This is a genomic window from Sphingomonas yabuuchiae, from assembly GCF_001477495.1.
GTDB classification, from domain to species: domain Bacteria; phylum Pseudomonadota; class Alphaproteobacteria; order Sphingomonadales; family Sphingomonadaceae; genus Sphingomonas; species Sphingomonas yabuuchiae_A.
Genome location: NZ_LDTF01000042.1, coordinates 1 through 14,715 on the forward strand (window position 1 = coordinate 1; position 14,715 = coordinate 14,715).

Below are 14,715 nucleotides of genomic sequence, written 5' to 3' on the forward strand. Positions count from 1 at the left end.
GCGTGCGCACCCCGTCGCGCGTCGCGCCGTGGACGAAGGTTTCATAGTAACGCAGCACCGCCGGAATGACGCCTGCCGCGCCATTGGTCGGCGCGGTCACCACCCGGCCGCCCGCCGCGTTCTCCTCGTTCACCGCCAGCGCCCAGAGGCTGACCCATTCGAACACCAGGCTGGGGTCGGTGCGCGGCCCCCGGTCGAGCAGCTTCTGCCGGATCGCCTGCGCGCGCCGCTGGACCTTCAGCCCACCCGGCAGGATGCCGGAGGCGGCACAGCCCCGCTCGATCGAGGCGCACATCGCGTCACGCACCCGGTCGAGAAACACGTCGGTCTCGCCGTCTTCGCGCCATGCGGCTTCGTTGGTGCGGACGATCTGGGCGATGGACAGGCCGGTCTCGTCGGTGCGTTCCAGCAATTCGGCGCCCGAGGCAAAGGGATGCGCCAGCCGCCGGTTGGTCCGCATCGCCTCGGCACCCTCCATCCGGATCGCGCCGCCGCCGATCGAGTAGAAGCGGCGGACCACCGAGCTGCCATCGGGCAGAAAGGCGGTAAAGACCATGCCATTGGGATGCGCGGGCAGGAAGCCGGGCCGGAACAGCAGGTCCTGTTCGACATCGAAGGGCAAAGGATGGCGCCCGTCGAGCATCAGCTGCCGCGTCTCGTGGATGTTTGCGAGCAAACCATCAATGGCATCGGGATCGACCCGCTCGGGCGTCTCGCCCGCTAGGCCCAGCAGCACCGCCCGATCGCTATGATGCCCGCGTCCGGTCAGCGAAAGCGATCCGAACAGCTCGGCCTGGACCCGATCCGGAATCAGGCCGGTGTCCAGCATCTCGACCGCAAAGGCCTTGGCCGCGCGCATCGGGCCGACGGTGTGCGAGCTGGAGGGACCGATGCCGATCGTAAACAGCTCGGTCACGCTGACCGCGGCGATACTGTCGTCGCTGCGCGGCGTACCCACGGGAATGGTGGAGAGCGTCAAGATCGTTCCAATTGTTACGGCTTTCGCCTCGTCTAGCGCACTCGCCCTGCACTGACCAGCCGATGGAACGGATCAGGCGGTCATCGGGGCCAGTATTTCGAACGCCTCGCGCGTCAATGGCGTGTGGAAATGGCAACCGGCGGCAAAATCGGATGCCCACACGATCTTGGCCTCGATCTCGCCGACATGGGGCAGGCGCAACCAAATCTTCAGCCCGCGACGCAGTTCGGTATAGGTCTGGAGCCGCGCGCCGGTGGTGGAAATGTCGGTAACCCGGCATAGCGCCCGGTCGAGCCCGCCACGGCCCAGATCGGTGTCCAGCGCGGTCGCCGTGCGCGGGGAGCGGCGGCGATTGGCAAATTCGGCAGGTTCGAATTCGGCGGCGAACATGGCTCCATGCTAAACACCGCTGGTTAACATACTGCAAACCTATTCCCGCCTCTCCTCCTGCAACGGACGCAAAAAACCCGGCGCTTCGTGGAAGCACCGGGTCCTTCGTTCGCTCGGCGATGAGGCCGGACGCGATTACTTGCGGAGCGTGAGACCGCCGCCGAAACGCTTGTTGAAGCGCGCGACCTGACCGCCGGTGTCCAGCATGGTGCCGCGACCGCCGGTCCAGGCCGGGTGCGCCAGCGGATCGATGTCGAGCTGCATCGTGTCGCCTTCCTTGCCCCAGGTGGAGCGGGTTTCGAACACGGTGCCGTCGGTCATCTGCACCTTGATCATGTGATAGTCGGGATGCGTATCGGTCTTCATGATATTGCTCCGGAAAATGGCTGGTTCCGACCAGCCTTCAAGCTCAAGGCGCGGCCCATAGCGGACCGCGCCCCGTTAGTCAAAAGCCCGTGACGGTCGCTTACGCTTCTGCCGGTGGATCAGCGATCATCGCGGTGAAATTGGCTTCCGCCACGACGACGCCGTCGATCTTGGCGACCCCTGCGAACTTGCAGACGCGGGTCCGCTTCGACACGAACTCGACCTCCAAATGCAGGAGCACGCCGGGCTCGACGGGCTTGCGGAACTTCACGCCGTCGATCGACATGAAATAGACCAGCTTGCCCGAATTCGCGAGGCCCAGGCTTTCCACGCCCAGGACACCGGCGGCCTGCGCCAGCGCCTCGACGATCAACACGCCCGGCATGATCGGACGGCCGGGATAATGGCCCTGGAAAAAGGCCTCGTTGATCGTCACCGCCTTCACCGCGCGGATCGACGTGTCGAGGACCAGTTCCTCGACACGATCGACCAGCAGCATCGGGTAGCGGTGCGGGATCGCCGCCATGACCCGCGTCACGTCCATCGGGCCGATGACGGTCTTCGCCTCTTCGTTCACGTCGTCGCTCACCGAGATATTACCGGCCGCTGTTCTGGCGACGGGCAGGCGCCGGGGCGGCGGCGGCCGGAGCGGCAGCGGCGGGGGCGGCGCCCTGCTGCTGACCCTGCTGGCCGGGCTGCCAGTTGGCGGGCGGCGTGATGCTGACGGTCGGGACCAGCTTGTCCAGTTCCGCCGTCACCGCGGACGTGATGTCGGCAGTCGGCTGCATGAACAGCACGGCCTGCGGGCTGACCAGCAGGCTGACATTCTTGGCGCGCACGGCGTTCTGCACCGCTTCGCCCAGACGTGCCTGGATCTGCTCGACCGCATAGGTCTGCGCACGGACGGCGGGCTGGGTCAGACGGCCCAGTTCCTGCTCGGCGGCCTGCTGCTTGGCCTGGATCGACTGGGCCTGGGTACGCAGCGCGGCCTCGTTGGCGTTCGGCGCGGCGCGGGCGGTCTGGAACGCCTGGACCAGCGGCTCCAACTCACGGCCGAGCGCGGTGCGGCGGGTTTCGGCCTGGTCGAGCTGCGCCTTGTAGGTCGTCTCGATCTGCTGGCGGGCGGCGGCCCAGGCACGCGAACCGGCGATCGCACCCTGCGGGTCGGCCACGGCGACGCCGTTCACCTGCGCGCTGGCGGTGGTGGCGACGGTCGCGGCCGGCGCGACAAGGGCCGCCGCGAGGAGGAGCTTGGAAATCGTCTTCATCAGAACTGCGTCCCTACGTTGAAAGTAATGAGCTTGGGGTCGTCGCCCGGCTGCGTGACCAATGCCTTGGCAAGGTCGATGCGCAGCGGTCCGAATGGTGAATTCCAGTTCACACCGATGCCGATCGACACGCGCGGCTTCCAGGTGCCGAGGTAGAATTGTTCCTGGGCATAGTTGGTGTTCTGGAGCGCGATGTTGGCCGTCCCGCCGGAGCAGGCGCCACCCAGCGTCGGCGAGTAACCAGTCTGGCAGGTGGTGGTGAGGCCCGCCGTCTTGTCCGCCGTGGTGCTGTCATTGGTAGGCACCTGGAACAGCGGGCGCCCCTGCGCATCGGTCTGGGCAACCGGCGCCAAGGTCGGCGAACCGTCCTTGTTGAACAGCAGATTGCCGTTGGCGTCTTTCGCCTGCGGGAAGTTGAGCGAGGCCAGCGGGCGGGTGACGCCCCACAGGCTGCCGGCCTGGACATAGACGCTGGGACGCAGGCCCATCTCACGCGCGCCCGAACCCAACGGGATTTCTAGCTCTGCGCGTGCCAGATAATAAGCGCGGCCGCCCAGGGCGTCGTCGACGAACTGCTGACGGTCCTTGCTCAGCGACTGACTGCCATCGTTACCGATGACATAGGGCACGCGCAGCACGCGCGGACCGACGCCGCGAATGTCGAAGCCGCGGAACTGCGGCTCGCCCAGATAGAAGCGGTCGACGATACGGACCGGATCGATGCCCGGACCACGGCTGCCCTCGAGCGAGTGGATGTAACCGCCCTCGCCCAGGATCGAGAAGACGAAGCCCTTGCCCAGCCCCTTGAACTTGGCGCCTTCCGCGCGGGTGCGGATATACTTCACGTCGCCGCCCAGACCGGCAAAGTCCTGGCTGAACGAGAAGCGATGGCCCGCCGTCGGACGCAGGCGGCTGTTCAGGCTGTCATAGATCAGCGAGTAGCCGACCGATGAGGTCCAGCGATTGCCGATCGAGTCGCAGAGATAGCGACCCGCCTGCTGGAAGTTGCAGGTGCCGTCGGCGTTGAAGAACGACGCGTCCAGGCCGACCTGATCATAGGTCAGGCCATAGCGGCCCGACAGAGACCAATATTCGGTCAGCGGCACGCCCGCGCGAACCTGGAAGCCGGTCGACACTTGGCTGTAGGTCGTCTGGCGCGTGGTGCCCAGATAGTTGAACGAGTTGAAGTCGCGACGGAACACGTCGACGCCCAGCGCAATATTCTTGTCGAACACATAAGGCTCGGTGAAGCCCAGCTCGATCGACTTGGAATAGGCCGAATAGTTGACGCCCGCGCGCAGTTCCTGGCCCTTGCCGCGGAAGTTGCGCTGGGTGATGTTCGCCTGGATGATGAAGCGTTCCAGCGACGAGTAACCGGCCGACAGCTGCAGCGAGCCGGTCGACTGTTCCTCGACATTGGTTTCCAGCACGATGCGGTCGGGCGTCGAACCCGGGTTCTGCTTGATCTCCAGCTTTTCCTGGAAATAGCCGAGCGAGTTGATGCGATCCTGGCTGCGACGGACCTGGAAGCTGTTGAAGGCGTCGCCCTCGGCCACGCGGATTTCGCGGCGGACGACCTTGTCCTGCGTCTGCGTATTGCCGTTGATGTCGATCCGCTCGACATAGGTCCGCTTGGCCTCGGCGATGTTGAACGTGATCGCCATCGTCAGCGTGTCCTTGTCACGCTGGAAGTCGGGGTTCACATCGGTAAAGGCATAGCCGAACAGACCCGCCGTCTGGCTGAGGCTGTCGATCGAGTCCTCGATCAGCTTGGCGTTGTACCAGTCGCCCTTCTTCATGGGTAGCGACTGCGCGAGTTTCTCATTGTCGAAGTCGCGGATCTGGCTGTCGACCTTCACGTCGCCGAACTTGTAGCGGGGGCCTTCCTCCACCACGTAGGTGATGATGAAGTCCTTCTTGTCCGGTGTCAGCTCGGCGACCGCGCTCGTGACCCGGAAATCGGCATAGCCGTTGGTCAGGTAGAACAGGCGCAGCTTCTGCTGGTCGGCGGCCAGGCGGTCCTGGTCATAGCTGGTGGCCGAGGACAGGAAGCGGAACCAGCGCGACTGCTTGGTGTACATCGCACCGCGCAGTTCGTCGTCGGAGAATTTTTCGTTGCCGATGATGTTGATCTGGCGAACCTTGGACTTCGGCCCTTCGCTGATCTCGAACACCACGTCGACGCGGTTCTGGTCGAGATTGACCATCTTGGGCTCGACCACCGCGCCGAACCGGCCCTGGCGACGATACAGCTCGACGATGCGCGCCACGTCCTGGCGAACTGCGGTCCGGGTAAAGATCTGGCGGGGAGACAGCTTGATCTCCTTCTTGATCTTGTCTTCCTTCAGGCGCTTGTTGCCCTCGAGGATGACCCGGTTGATGATCGGGTTCTCGCGCACGCGCAGCACGATGTCGCCCGTCTCCACGCCGGAGATCGAGAAGTCGGCGAACAGTTCGGACGCCTGAAGATCCTTCAGCGCCTGGTCGAGCGTTTCCGGGGTATAGGGAATGCCGACCCGCAGCTTGGTGTAGGACAACACCGTCTCGGGCTCGATACGCTGGGCGCCTTCGACCCGCAGCGTTTTGATGGTGCGCACCGGAGCAGGCGTCACGGCCTGCGTCGGAGCGGCACCCGCCCCGGCGCTCGGCGCGGCAGGCGCGGTCTGCGCCATGACGGGAACACCCGACAGCATCGTGCCCGCCAGCAGCATGGCGCCCGCGCGCACAGTCTTCATACCCGTCATTGCTGTCACCAAACCCACCCCAGAAAAGTCGAACCGACCCCTGTCGTCGTCGCGCCCTGCCCCATCGGCGTCAGCCGATCAAGCTGCGGATGTTTTTCCACAGCCCCAAATTGCCCAGATCGTTGAACGTTACGAAGAGCATCAGGGCCAGGATCGCGATCAAACCGCCACGGAATGCCCATTCCTGGGCCACCGGCTCCAGCGGGCGTCGCCGCACCGCCTCGATCGCATAGAAAAGAAGATGACCGCCATCCAGCATCGGCACTGGCAAGAGGTTGATGAACCCCAGATTGATGGACACCAGCGCCACGAAGAAAACAAAGGCGTCGAGACCGAGCGACATCTGCTCACCCGACACTTTCGCGATCGACACCGGTCCGCCCAGTTCCTTGACCGAGCGGCGGCCCGAAATCACCTGGCCCAGCGTCTCGACCATCATGCGGACGATCTCGCCGGTACGCTGGACCGCCACCACGGGTGCGCGCAGCAGGCTGACCGGCCGGACGTCGACCGTACCGGCACCGCGCAGGCCCAGACGGCCGATGCGATAGCTGTTGCCGAAGCGGTCGCGCTGTTCCTCGGTGCCGATGGTCGCGCTGGTTGTGAAGGGCGTGCCGCCGCGCGTCGCCGCGATCGTCACCCGGTCACCGGCGCGAATCTGCACATAGCGGGCGATATCGGCAAAGTCGGTGACGGCACGATCGTCGATCGCTGTCACCCGGTCACCGGGGCGAAGCGAGGTCGCGGCCGCCGCACTGCCGGGCATGATCTGCCCCACGACGGGCGGCACCACCGCCTCGCCATAGGCATAGGCGAAGCCCGCCAGGATCAGGATGGCGGCGGCGAAATTGATCGCGGGGCCTGCCGCGACGATGATCGCACGCTGCCATACCGGCTTGGCCTGGAAGGTCCGGGCGCGCTCCTCAGGCGGCAGCGACAGCCAGGCCGCATCGGGCTGGCTGGCCGGGTTCATGTCACCCGCGAACTTGACGTAACCGCCCAGCGGCAGCCAGCCGATCTTCCACCGCGTATCGCGCTTGTCGGTGAAACCGAAAATCTCCCGCCCGAATCCGACGGAGAAGGTCTCGGCCTTCACGCCGAACAGCCGCCCGGCGAGATAATGCCCCATCTCATGCACGAACACGAGCGGGCCGAGGGCAAGGACAAAGGCCAGGATGGTCAACAACAGGCCGGGGGTTTCGATCAAACGACGCAATCCTCAACGCGCTCGGCCGTTATTGCCCTGGTTTCCGCATCGATTGCGATCACCGCATCGAGCGACTCCGGTGGGGCGGGGTCGTAGCGATGGAGAACATCCTCGACGATTGCGGCAATTTCGAGGAAGCCGATACGACGCGCCAGAAAAGCCGCGACGGCAATCTCATTGGCGGCGTTGAGGATGGCCGGAGCCGCCCCGCCCGCTTCCAGCGCCGCCCGCGCCAGCCGCAGCGCCGGAAAGCGAACCGGATCGGGTGCGGCGAAGTCCATCCGTCCCAGCGCCACGAGGTCGAGCGGCGCCATCGGCGTCGGCATCCGGTCGGGCCAGGCCAGGCAATGGGCGATCGGCACACGCATGTCCGACGGCCCCAGCTGCGCCAGCATCGATCCGTCGACATAATCGACCGCCGAGTGGATCACCGATTGCGGATGCAGCACGATCTCGATCCGATCGGAGGGGACCGGGAACAGGCGCGCGGCCTCGATCAGCTCCAGCCCCTTGTTCATCATCGTGGCCGAATCGACCGAGATCTTCGCGCCCATCGACCAGTTGGGATGCGCCACCGCCTGTTCGGGGGTGACGCGGCGCATCTCTTCGGTCGTATGGTTGCGAAACGGGCCGCCGCTGGCGGTCAGGACGATCCGGCGCACCCGCTCGGGCCGCCCGAAGTCGAAACACTGATAGATGGCGTTATGCTCGCTGTCGGCCGGGAGCAGGGTCGCCCCCGCCTTGGCTGCCGCCGCCAGCACCACCTCGCCCGCCGACACCAGCGGCTCCTTGTTGGCGAGCACCACCGTACCGCCATTGGCGATGGCGGCCATGGCGGGTTCCAACCCGGCGCAACCGACGATGGCCCCCATCGTCCAGTCGGCGTGCATCGCCGCCGCCTCGATCACCGCCGCACGCCCGCCCGCCACGCGGGTTTCCGTTCCGGCCAGCGCCGCGCGAAGATCGGGCAGGCAGCTTTCGTCCGCGACGACCGCCAGTTCGGCGTTGGTCCGCTTCGCCGCCGCCGCCAGCTTGGCGACATCGCAATTGGCGGTCAGCGCGCGGACATGATAGCGGTCGGGCTCACGCTCGATCAGGTCCAGCGTCGAGGTGCCGACCGATCCGGTCGCCCCCAAAATGGTCACGCTACGCATCAGAACAGGTCCGGCAGGAGGATCAGCAGTGCAGCGATTGGCGCGACCGGGACGATGCCGTCCAGCCGGTCCATCACGCCGCCATGGCCGGGCAGCACGTTACCACTGTCCTTGACGCCCGCACGCCGCTTCAGCGCGCTTTCGAACAGATCGCCCATCTGTGCCAGCACCGCCAGCACCGGCGTCGCGACGACCAGATGCAGCGGCAGGCCATGCGCCCAGCGCATCAGCAGCGCCAGCAACGTCGCCGCCGCCACACCGCCGATCAGGCCCGACCAGGTCTTGGCCGGGCTGATGCTGGGGGCCAGCTTCGGCCCGCCGAACTGCCGCCCGACGAAGAACGCCCCGCTGTCACAGGCCCAGACGATCGCCATCGACCAGAGCGACAGCACTAGCCCGTCGTCATGCAGCCGGATCGCCAGCAGCGAGAAGACGGGCAGCCCGACATAAAAGGCCCCTGCCCCATATTCCGGGCGGCGCGATACGATGGTCAGGAAGAAGAAGGTGGCCGCGATCAGCCCCAGCGCGAAAAAACCCGGTCCGGCGGCCAGACCCGGCGCCATGATGGCCAGCGGCACCGACAGCGCGAACTGAGCCAGCCGCTTCTGCTTGGCATCGACCTTCAACAGGTCGGACCATTCGGCCATCATGAACAGCGCAACGACGACGGCCAGCAGCCAGAAGGCCAGCCCGCCCAGCACGAGCGAAACACTGGCCACGGCGATCATCACGATGCTGGCCAGCACTCGCTTGGTCAGGTTCGACATGCCGGACGCGGGCGGGTTGGCCGGAGCCGCCTCGGGCGCTCCGGCCTTGGGGGATTCGGGGTCGGTCACAGGCCGCCGAAACGCCGGTGTCGTCGACCGAACTCGGCCACCGCATCGGCCAGCGCCGTCTCGTCGAAATCGGGCCAGAGCGTGTCGACGAACAACAGCTCGGCATAGGCCGCCTGCCACAGCAGGAAGTTGGACAAGCGCTGCTCGCCCGAGGTGCGGATCACCAGATCGAGCGGCGGCAAGCCGTTCGTCTGCAACTCGCCCTCGATCGCCTCCGGCGTGATCGCATCCGCCGCCATCTCTCCGGCCGCGACCTTGCTGGCCAGCCGCCGGGTCGCCTCGACCAGTTCGGCCTGCGCCCCGTAATTCAGCGCGATGGCCAGGACCGGTCCGCTATTGCCCGCCGTCCGCGCCACCGCATCGTCGATCGCCGCGACCAGATCGGCGGGGAAACGGTGATAGTCGCCGATCACCCGCAACCGGACATTGTCCGTGACCAGCTCGGCCAAATCCTTGCGCAGGAAGATGCGCAGCAGGCCCATCAGGTCGCTGATCTCGGTCTCAGGCCGCCGCCAATTCTCTGACGAGAAGGCATAGAGCGTCAGCGCCTCGATCCCCATCGCCCGCGCCGCGCGCGCGATCCGGCGCACGGCATCGACCCCGGCCTTGTGACCGGCGAAGCGGGGCAGCAGACGGCGTTTGGCCCAGCGGCCATTGCCGTCCATGATGATCGCGACGTGACGCGGGACCGCACCCGTATCGGGCACGGCCACCAGCGACCCCAGAGCCGTCTGGGCCGAGGCGGCCGGAGGACTCACTTGCCCAGGATTTCCTTTTCCTTGGCCGCCGCGGCCGCATCCAGCTCGGCGATGGTGGCGTCGGTCAGCTTCTGGACCTCGGTCTCGTGGCGCTTGCGCTCGTCCTCGCCGAACACGCCCTTCTTCTCGTCGACCTTCAGGCTGTCCATGCCGTCGCGGCGCACGTTGCGCACCGCGATGCGCGCGCCTTCGGCGTACTTGCCGGCCAGCTTGGCGAGCTCCTTGCGGCGCTCCTCGGTCAGGTCGGGGATCGGCAGGCGCAGCGTCTGGCCGTCATTGATCGGGTTCAGGCCCAGACCCGCCGAGCGGATCGCCTTTTCGACCGACGACACGTTCGACTTGTCCCACACCTGCACCGACAACATGCGCGGCTCGGGCGCGGAAACAGTCGCGACCTGGTTCAGCGGCATGTGGCTGCCATAGACCTCGACCGTCACCGGATCGAGCAACGCCGTCGACGCACGGCCGGTGCGCAGGCCGTTCAGGTCGTGCTTCAGCGATTCGACCGCGCCCTGCATACGGCGCTCGAGGTCGGACTTGTCATAGGCTGCCATGGTTTAAGCTCCTGCGTTCTGGACGATCGTCGACACGCCTTCGCCAGCGAGCACGGCACCGAAATTGCCATGTTCGCGGATGTTGAAGACGACGATCGGGATATTGTTGTCGCGGCACAGCGCGATGGCCGAGGCGTCCATGACCTTCAGGTCGTCGGACAGCACCTTGGAGAAAGTGACGGTTTCGTAACGGGTCGCGGTCGGCACCTTCTTCGGATCGGCATCATAGACGCCGTCGACGCTGGTGCCCTTGAACAGCGCATCGCACTTCATCTCGGCGGCGCGCAGCGCGGCGCCACTGTCAGTGGTGAAGAAGGGCGAGCCGACACCGGCGGCGAAGATCACCACGCGGCCCTTTTCCAGATGCCGCTCGGCACGGCGGCGGATAAAGGGTTCGCAGACGCTCGACATGGGGATGGCCGACTGCACACGGGTGTCGACGCCGATCTGCTCCAGCGCGTTCTGCACCGCCAGTGCGTTCATCACGGTCGCCAGCATGCCCATATAGTCGGCGGTCGCCCGCTCGATCCCCTTGGCCGCCGCCGACAAACCGCGGAAGATGTTGCCGCCGCCCACGACGATGCACAGCTCATAGCCCTGCGCCCGGACATCGGCGATCTCCTGCGCGACGCGCGCGGTGATCTCGGGCGAGATGGCGAGGCCGCCCTCGCCCATCAGGACCTCACCCGACAATTTCAGAAGGATACGTTTGAAGCGCGGGGTGGTCATCGTTTCTCGGATCTTGGTGATGAAAGTGGCGCGGACCTTAGGCGGCGACCGGCCAGCGGGCAACCATGGAGCGGCGGGTTGCGGGGATTTTCGTGGGACAGTGAGCGAGCGCCCTCGGTCCATCACCCTACATCCGTTCAGGCTGAGGGCAGTCGAAGCCCAAGGGACTCCGCTCCGCCCATGCCATTCGACTTCGCTCAGGGCGAACGAACGTTGGCAATTGCATTCCTCCCCAAGCTTGCTTGGGAAGGGGCAACGCGCCTGCAGGGTGTGGTGGAGGGGCATGGCCGGTCCATCGCGACCCCTCCACCATCGCTGGCGCGATGCCCCCTCCCCATCTGACGATGGAGAGGATTGCGAACACCCCAAACGCAAAGGGAGCGGCCACCCTGCGGCGGCCGCTCCCCTTTACCCTCACCGTCCCATCACGGAACGGCGCGAGACATTACGCCTTCTGCGGAACGCCCGATGCGGCGGCCACTTCGGCCGCGAAGTCCGACGCTTCCTTCTCGATGCCCTCGCCCAGCTGGAAGCGGACATAGTCCACCAGCTTGATCTCGGCACCGGCGTCCTTGCCGGCCTTCGCCACGACGTCGCTGATCTTGGTCTTGCCGTCGATCACGAACAGCTGGCTGACCAGCGCGTGCTCCTTGCGGTACTTGGCGATCGAACCTTCAACCATCTTGGCGATGATGTCGGCGGGCTTGCCCGATTCGGCGGCCTTTTCGGTCGCGATCGCGCGCTCACGCTCGATCTCGGCCTCGTCGAGGTCTTCCTCGTTCAGCGCCTTGGGGAAGGCGGCGGCGATGTGCATCGCCAGCTGGCGACCAAGCGCCTGCAGCACGTCGTCGGCGGCGTCCGACTCCAGCGCGACCAGCACGCCGATCTTGCCCAGGCCCGGTGCCTGCTGGTTGTGGACATAGGACACGACCGCGCCCTTCGACACTTCGAGGCGCTTGGCGCGACGCAGCGACTGGTTCTCACCGATGGTCGCGACGTTGTTGGTCAGCACTTCGGCGACGGTGCCGCCCTGCGGCATCGCTTCGTTCTTGAGCGCCTCGACATCGTCGCTGGTCTTCAGCGCGATCGCGGTCACGTCCTTCACGAACGCCTGGAACTGGTCGTTCTTGGCGACGAAGTCGGTCTCCGAGTTCACTTCGACGGCAGCACCGACGGTGCCGCTGGTGGCGACGCCGACCAGACCTTCGGCGGCGGTACGGCTCGACTTCTTCTGCGCGGCCGCCAGGCCCTTCGTGCGCAGCCAATCCAGCGCGGCGTCCATGTCGCCAGCGGCTTCGTTGAGCGCCTTCTTGCAGTCCATCATGCCCGCGCCGCTCTTTTCGCGCAGGTCCTTGACCATCGCTGCGGTGATATCGGCCATTGTCTGATTTCCTCTGTCTGAAAAGGGGGATGCGGGTAGGGCCGCCCCATCGGAGGCGGCCCTTAGCACGGCTTGCATGTCAAGCCGATGTCACCGACCGGCGGGATGCCCCGTCCGGTCGATGATCGCCCCGCCCGCATCGCGGGGCCTGTTCACGCGATTACGCGTCGATCTGGCGCTCGGCCTCGACCGCCTGTTCGGCGGCTTCGGTCGGGGCGACGGTCAGCGCTTCCTCAACGGGCGGCTCGGCCATCGCGCCGAAGTCGGCGCCGCTGCGGCGCTGCTGCTCGTTGTTGCCACGGGTCGCGGCAATGGCGACGGCTTCGCAATACAGACGGATCGCGCGGCTGGCGTCGTCGTTCGCGGGAACCGGGAACGCGATGCCGTCGGGCGAGACGTTCGAGTCGAGGATCGCCACGACGGGGATACCCAGCGTGTTGGCTTCCTTGATCGCCAGCTCTTCCTTGTTGGCGTCGATCACGAACATCACGTCCGGAATGCCGCCCATGTCGCGGATGCCGCCCAGCGACAGCTCGAGCTTGTCGCGCTCGCGGGTCAGGTTCAGCACTTCCTTCTTGGTCAGGCCGTGCGTGTCGCCCGACAGCTGCTCTTCAAGGGTCTTGAGGCGCTTGATCGAGTTCGAGATCGTCTTCCAGTTGGTGAGCATGCCGCCCAGCCAGCGGTGGTTGACGAAGTGCTGGCCAGCGCGACGAGCGGCCTCGGCGACCGGCTCCTGCGCCTGGCGCTTGGTGCCGACGAACAGGACCTTGCCACCGCCAGCGACGGTCGAGCTGATGAACTCCAGAGCGCGCGCGAAGAGTGGCACGGTCTGCGACAGGTCGAGGATGTGGACGCCGTTGCGGTCGCCGAAGATGTAGGGCTTCATCTTCGGGTTCCAGCGGTGGGTCTGATGGCCGAAGTGCGCGCCGGTCTCGACCAGCTGCTGCATGGTGACGACGGGTGCCGCCATAATGTAATTCCTTCCGGTTAGTCCTCTGGGAAGCGGATGACGCGGCGGGCAAAGCCCATGCGCACCGAAATATGATGCTTCCCATGCGGTGTTGAGGCGCGGGCCCTTAGCGCATGAAAACCCGCATGGCAAGCACCCCACCGCGTTCACTTTTGTTCCACGGATGATTGACAAGGGAACATCGGCGGAACATAAAGCGATCACAACAGGGATGGCATGTTGATCGTCGCATAACGTTATCGCAACGTCGCGAAATTGGCACAGCTCGACCTGATGTCGGCGTTTCGGCGACGGAACTGGACAAAAAAATCAATGGTTACGGCTTGGTTAATGCGCCGGGTCGTATCGAACGAACGGCAGGAGGCTGGCATCATGATGATCGTGGTGAGTGTTCTGGTTTTCACGGGCGCCCTGGTCGCCGCCCTGACCACCATAGCGATGATGGTCGCGCCGCAATGGCGTCGCATCCTGCATCTCGCCACCGGTCATATCGAACCGGCGTTCACGCCGCTGGCCACTTTGGTCGTGGCCGAGCGTCGGATTGCCGTCAGGCGCTGGGCGGCAGGCTCCCCTGCCCCTTCGCTGGTCCGCCGCCGCGTGGCCGCTTGATCCGCGCATAGGCGATCATGGTGGCCGGAATGCTCAGCAGATAGGCGAGGCACAGCGCGGTAAGTGCATGCCAGGGTGCCGAGATCAGCGCGACACCCACCAGCACGATGATCGCCAGGGCTTCGAACCGCACATGGCGGCGCAGGCGGAACGAGGTCCAGGACAAGGTCGGCAGGCTCGACACCATCAGCAGGGCGACAAGCGCGACCCAGGGCGCGACCAGATAGGGCGAGGCAAAGAATGGCTCGCCGGTCCAGAACCAGAGATAGAGCGGCAGCATGGCAAGCCCGGCCCCGGCCGGGGCGGGCACTCCGGTAAAGAAGCCCGCCGTCTTGCGCGGCTGATCCGTGACATCGAGTTGCGAGTTGAACCGCGCCAACCGCAACGCGCAGAAAACCGCCTGAAGCACGGCGCAGATCCAGCCGACGCGCGGCAGATTTTCCAGCGACCAGAGATAAAGGATCAAGGCTGGCGCAACGCCGAAGGAAATGGCGTCGGACAGCGAATCTAGCTCAGCGCCGAACCGGCTTTCCCCCCGGAGCAATCGCGCGATCCGGCCGTCCAGCCCGTCCAGCACCGCCGCGACCATGATCATGGTGACGGCCGCCTCCCAGGACCCCGCAATGGCGAACTTCACCCCCGTCAGGCCGGACACCAACGCGAGCGCGGTCACCGCATTGGGGATGATCGCCCGCAAAGGCAGGCCACGGGGCGGCTCGCCATCGGCACGGCGACGGGCGAAGCGGGGGGAGATGGCCATCGGAGCGCGC

Annotated in this window: 16 protein-coding genes; 1 reads left to right on the plus strand and 15 read right to left on the minus strand. The window is 65.9% G+C overall.

All coding sequences use genetic code 11. The features are described 5' to 3' along the window. The 14 genes from NS355_RS08910 to rpsB all read right to left on the minus strand — a co-directional run. The coding region (locus NS355_RS08910) for an L-serine ammonia-lyase (protein ID WP_244489617.1) at positions 1-958 on the minus strand (958 nt) is incomplete at its 3' end. Between the two features lie 93 nt (positions 959-1,051). Beyond that, positions 1,052-1,369 (minus strand): PilZ domain-containing protein, encoded by a 318-nt coding sequence (locus NS355_RS08915; RefSeq protein ID WP_058745386.1) that lies wholly within the window; start codon positions 1,367-1,369, stop codon positions 1,052-1,054. A 135-nt stretch (positions 1,370-1,504) separates the two neighbouring features. Then, positions 1,505-1,735, minus strand: coding sequence for a 50S ribosomal protein L31 (rpmE, locus tag NS355_RS08920; protein ID WP_042487709.1), 231 nt, complete (start codon positions 1,733-1,735; stop codon positions 1,505-1,507). A gap of 100 nt (positions 1,736-1,835) precedes the next feature. Continuing rightward, a complete protein-coding gene (gene fabZ / locus NS355_RS08925; protein ID WP_042487765.1) occupies positions 1,836-2,279 on the minus strand; it encodes a 3-hydroxyacyl-ACP dehydratase FabZ in 444 nt (147 codons plus the stop codon). Between the two features lie 52 nt (positions 2,280-2,331). Continuing rightward, the gene (locus tag NS355_RS08930; RefSeq protein WP_056439645.1) at positions 2,332-3,003 is read right to left on the minus strand and encodes an OmpH family outer membrane protein; all 672 of its coding nucleotides are present in this window, start codon (positions 3,001-3,003) and stop codon (positions 2,332-2,334) included. Beyond that, positions 3,003-5,747 carry an outer membrane protein assembly factor BamA gene (bamA, locus tag NS355_RS08935; RefSeq protein ID WP_058745387.1) on the minus strand — a complete coding sequence of 915 codons (2,745 nt, stop codon included), beginning with the start codon at positions 5,745-5,747 and terminating at the stop codon, positions 3,003-3,005. The genes NS355_RS08930 and bamA overlap by 1 nt, the downstream gene beginning before the upstream one ends. Positions 5,748-5,817: 70 nt before the next feature. After that, positions 5,818-6,954 carry an RIP metalloprotease RseP gene (rseP, locus tag NS355_RS08940; protein ID WP_058745388.1) on the minus strand — a complete coding sequence of 379 codons (1,137 nt, stop codon included), beginning with the start codon at positions 6,952-6,954 and terminating at the stop codon, positions 5,818-5,820. After that, positions 6,951-8,108 carry a 1-deoxy-D-xylulose-5-phosphate reductoisomerase gene (gene dxr / locus NS355_RS08945; protein ID WP_058745389.1) on the minus strand — a complete coding sequence of 386 codons (1,158 nt, stop codon included), beginning with the start codon at positions 8,106-8,108 and terminating at the stop codon, positions 6,951-6,953. The genes rseP and dxr overlap by 4 nt, the downstream gene beginning before the upstream one ends. Continuing rightward, positions 8,108-8,875, minus strand: coding sequence for a phosphatidate cytidylyltransferase (locus NS355_RS08950; protein WP_058745401.1), 768 nt, complete (start codon positions 8,873-8,875; stop codon positions 8,108-8,110). The genes dxr and NS355_RS08950 overlap by 1 nt, the downstream gene beginning before the upstream one ends. A gap of 65 nt (positions 8,876-8,940) precedes the next feature. Continuing rightward, positions 8,941-9,657, minus strand: coding sequence for an isoprenyl transferase (locus NS355_RS08955; RefSeq protein WP_058745402.1), 717 nt, complete (start codon positions 9,655-9,657; stop codon positions 8,941-8,943). 41 nt (positions 9,658-9,698) lie between these two features. After that, on the minus strand, positions 9,699-10,256 hold the full coding sequence (frr, locus tag NS355_RS08960) for a ribosome recycling factor (protein ID WP_042487694.1): 558 nt from the start codon (positions 10,254-10,256) through the stop codon (positions 9,699-9,701). A gap of 3 nt (positions 10,257-10,259) precedes the next feature. Next, positions 10,260-10,985: a UMP kinase gene (pyrH, locus tag NS355_RS08965; protein WP_058745390.1), complete on the minus strand. Its 726-nt coding sequence runs from the start codon at positions 10,983-10,985 to the stop codon at positions 10,260-10,262. Positions 10,986-11,430: 445 nt separating this feature from the next. Further along, positions 11,431-12,366, minus strand: coding sequence for a translation elongation factor Ts (gene tsf, locus NS355_RS08970; RefSeq protein ID WP_058745391.1), 936 nt, complete (start codon positions 12,364-12,366; stop codon positions 11,431-11,433). 160 nt (positions 12,367-12,526) lie between these two features. Further along, positions 12,527-13,336 (minus strand): 30S ribosomal protein S2, encoded by an 810-nt coding sequence (gene rpsB, locus NS355_RS08975; protein WP_042487688.1) that lies wholly within the window; start codon positions 13,334-13,336, stop codon positions 12,527-12,529. A 255-nt stretch (positions 13,337-13,591) separates the two neighbouring features. Between rpsB and NS355_RS08980 the strand changes: the two genes are divergently transcribed. Further along, positions 13,592-13,945, plus strand: coding sequence for a hypothetical protein (locus tag NS355_RS08980; RefSeq protein WP_244489615.1), 354 nt, complete (start codon positions 13,592-13,594; stop codon positions 13,943-13,945). On the opposite strand, the gene pssA is transcribed toward NS355_RS08980, so the two are convergent. Next, on the minus strand, positions 13,884-14,705 hold the full coding sequence (gene pssA / locus NS355_RS08985) for a CDP-diacylglycerol--serine O-phosphatidyltransferase (protein WP_058745393.1): 822 nt from the start codon (positions 14,703-14,705) through the stop codon (positions 13,884-13,886). The genes NS355_RS08980 and pssA overlap by 62 nt on opposite strands. Positions 14,706-14,715: the final 10 nt, after the last annotated feature.

What these genes read in the sequence shown, in the direction of transcription:
- dxr (WP_058745389.1), bottom strand. Translation starts at nt 8,108, where the DNA reads ATGCGTAGCGTGACCATTTTGGGGGCGACCGGATCGGTCGGCACCTCG.
- rpsB (WP_042487688.1), bottom strand. Translation starts at nt 13,336, where the DNA reads ATGGCGGCACCCGTCGTCACCATGCAGCAGCTGGTCGAGACCGGCGCG.
- NS355_RS08915 (WP_058745386.1), bottom strand. Translation starts at nt 1,369, where the DNA reads ATGTTCGCCGCCGAATTCGAACCTGCCGAATTTGCCAATCGCCGCCGC.
- fabZ (WP_042487765.1), bottom strand. Translation starts at nt 2,279, where the DNA reads ATGGACGTGACGCGGGTCATGGCGGCGATCCCGCACCGCTACCCGATG.
- pyrH (WP_058745390.1), bottom strand. Translation starts at nt 10,985, where the DNA reads ATGACCACCCCGCGCTTCAAACGTATCCTTCTGAAATTGTCGGGTGAG.
- NS355_RS08950 (WP_058745401.1), bottom strand. Translation starts at nt 8,875, where the DNA reads ATGTCGAACCTGACCAAGCGAGTGCTGGCCAGCATCGTGATGATCGCC.
- tsf (WP_058745391.1), bottom strand. Translation starts at nt 12,366, where the DNA reads ATGGCCGATATCACCGCAGCGATGGTCAAGGACCTGCGCGAAAAGAGC.
- bamA (WP_058745387.1), bottom strand. Translation starts at nt 5,747, where the DNA reads ATGACGGGTATGAAGACTGTGCGCGCGGGCGCCATGCTGCTGGCGGGC.
- rpmE (WP_042487709.1), bottom strand. Translation starts at nt 1,735, where the DNA reads ATGAAGACCGATACGCATCCCGACTATCACATGATCAAGGTGCAGATG.
- frr (WP_042487694.1), bottom strand. Translation starts at nt 10,256, where the DNA reads ATGGCAGCCTATGACAAGTCCGACCTCGAGCGCCGTATGCAGGGCGCG.
- pssA (WP_058745393.1), bottom strand. Translation starts at nt 14,705, where the DNA reads ATGGCCATCTCCCCCCGCTTCGCCCGTCGCCGTGCCGATGGCGAGCCG.
- NS355_RS08930 (WP_056439645.1), bottom strand. Translation starts at nt 3,003, where the DNA reads ATGAAGACGATTTCCAAGCTCCTCCTCGCGGCGGCCCTTGTCGCGCCG.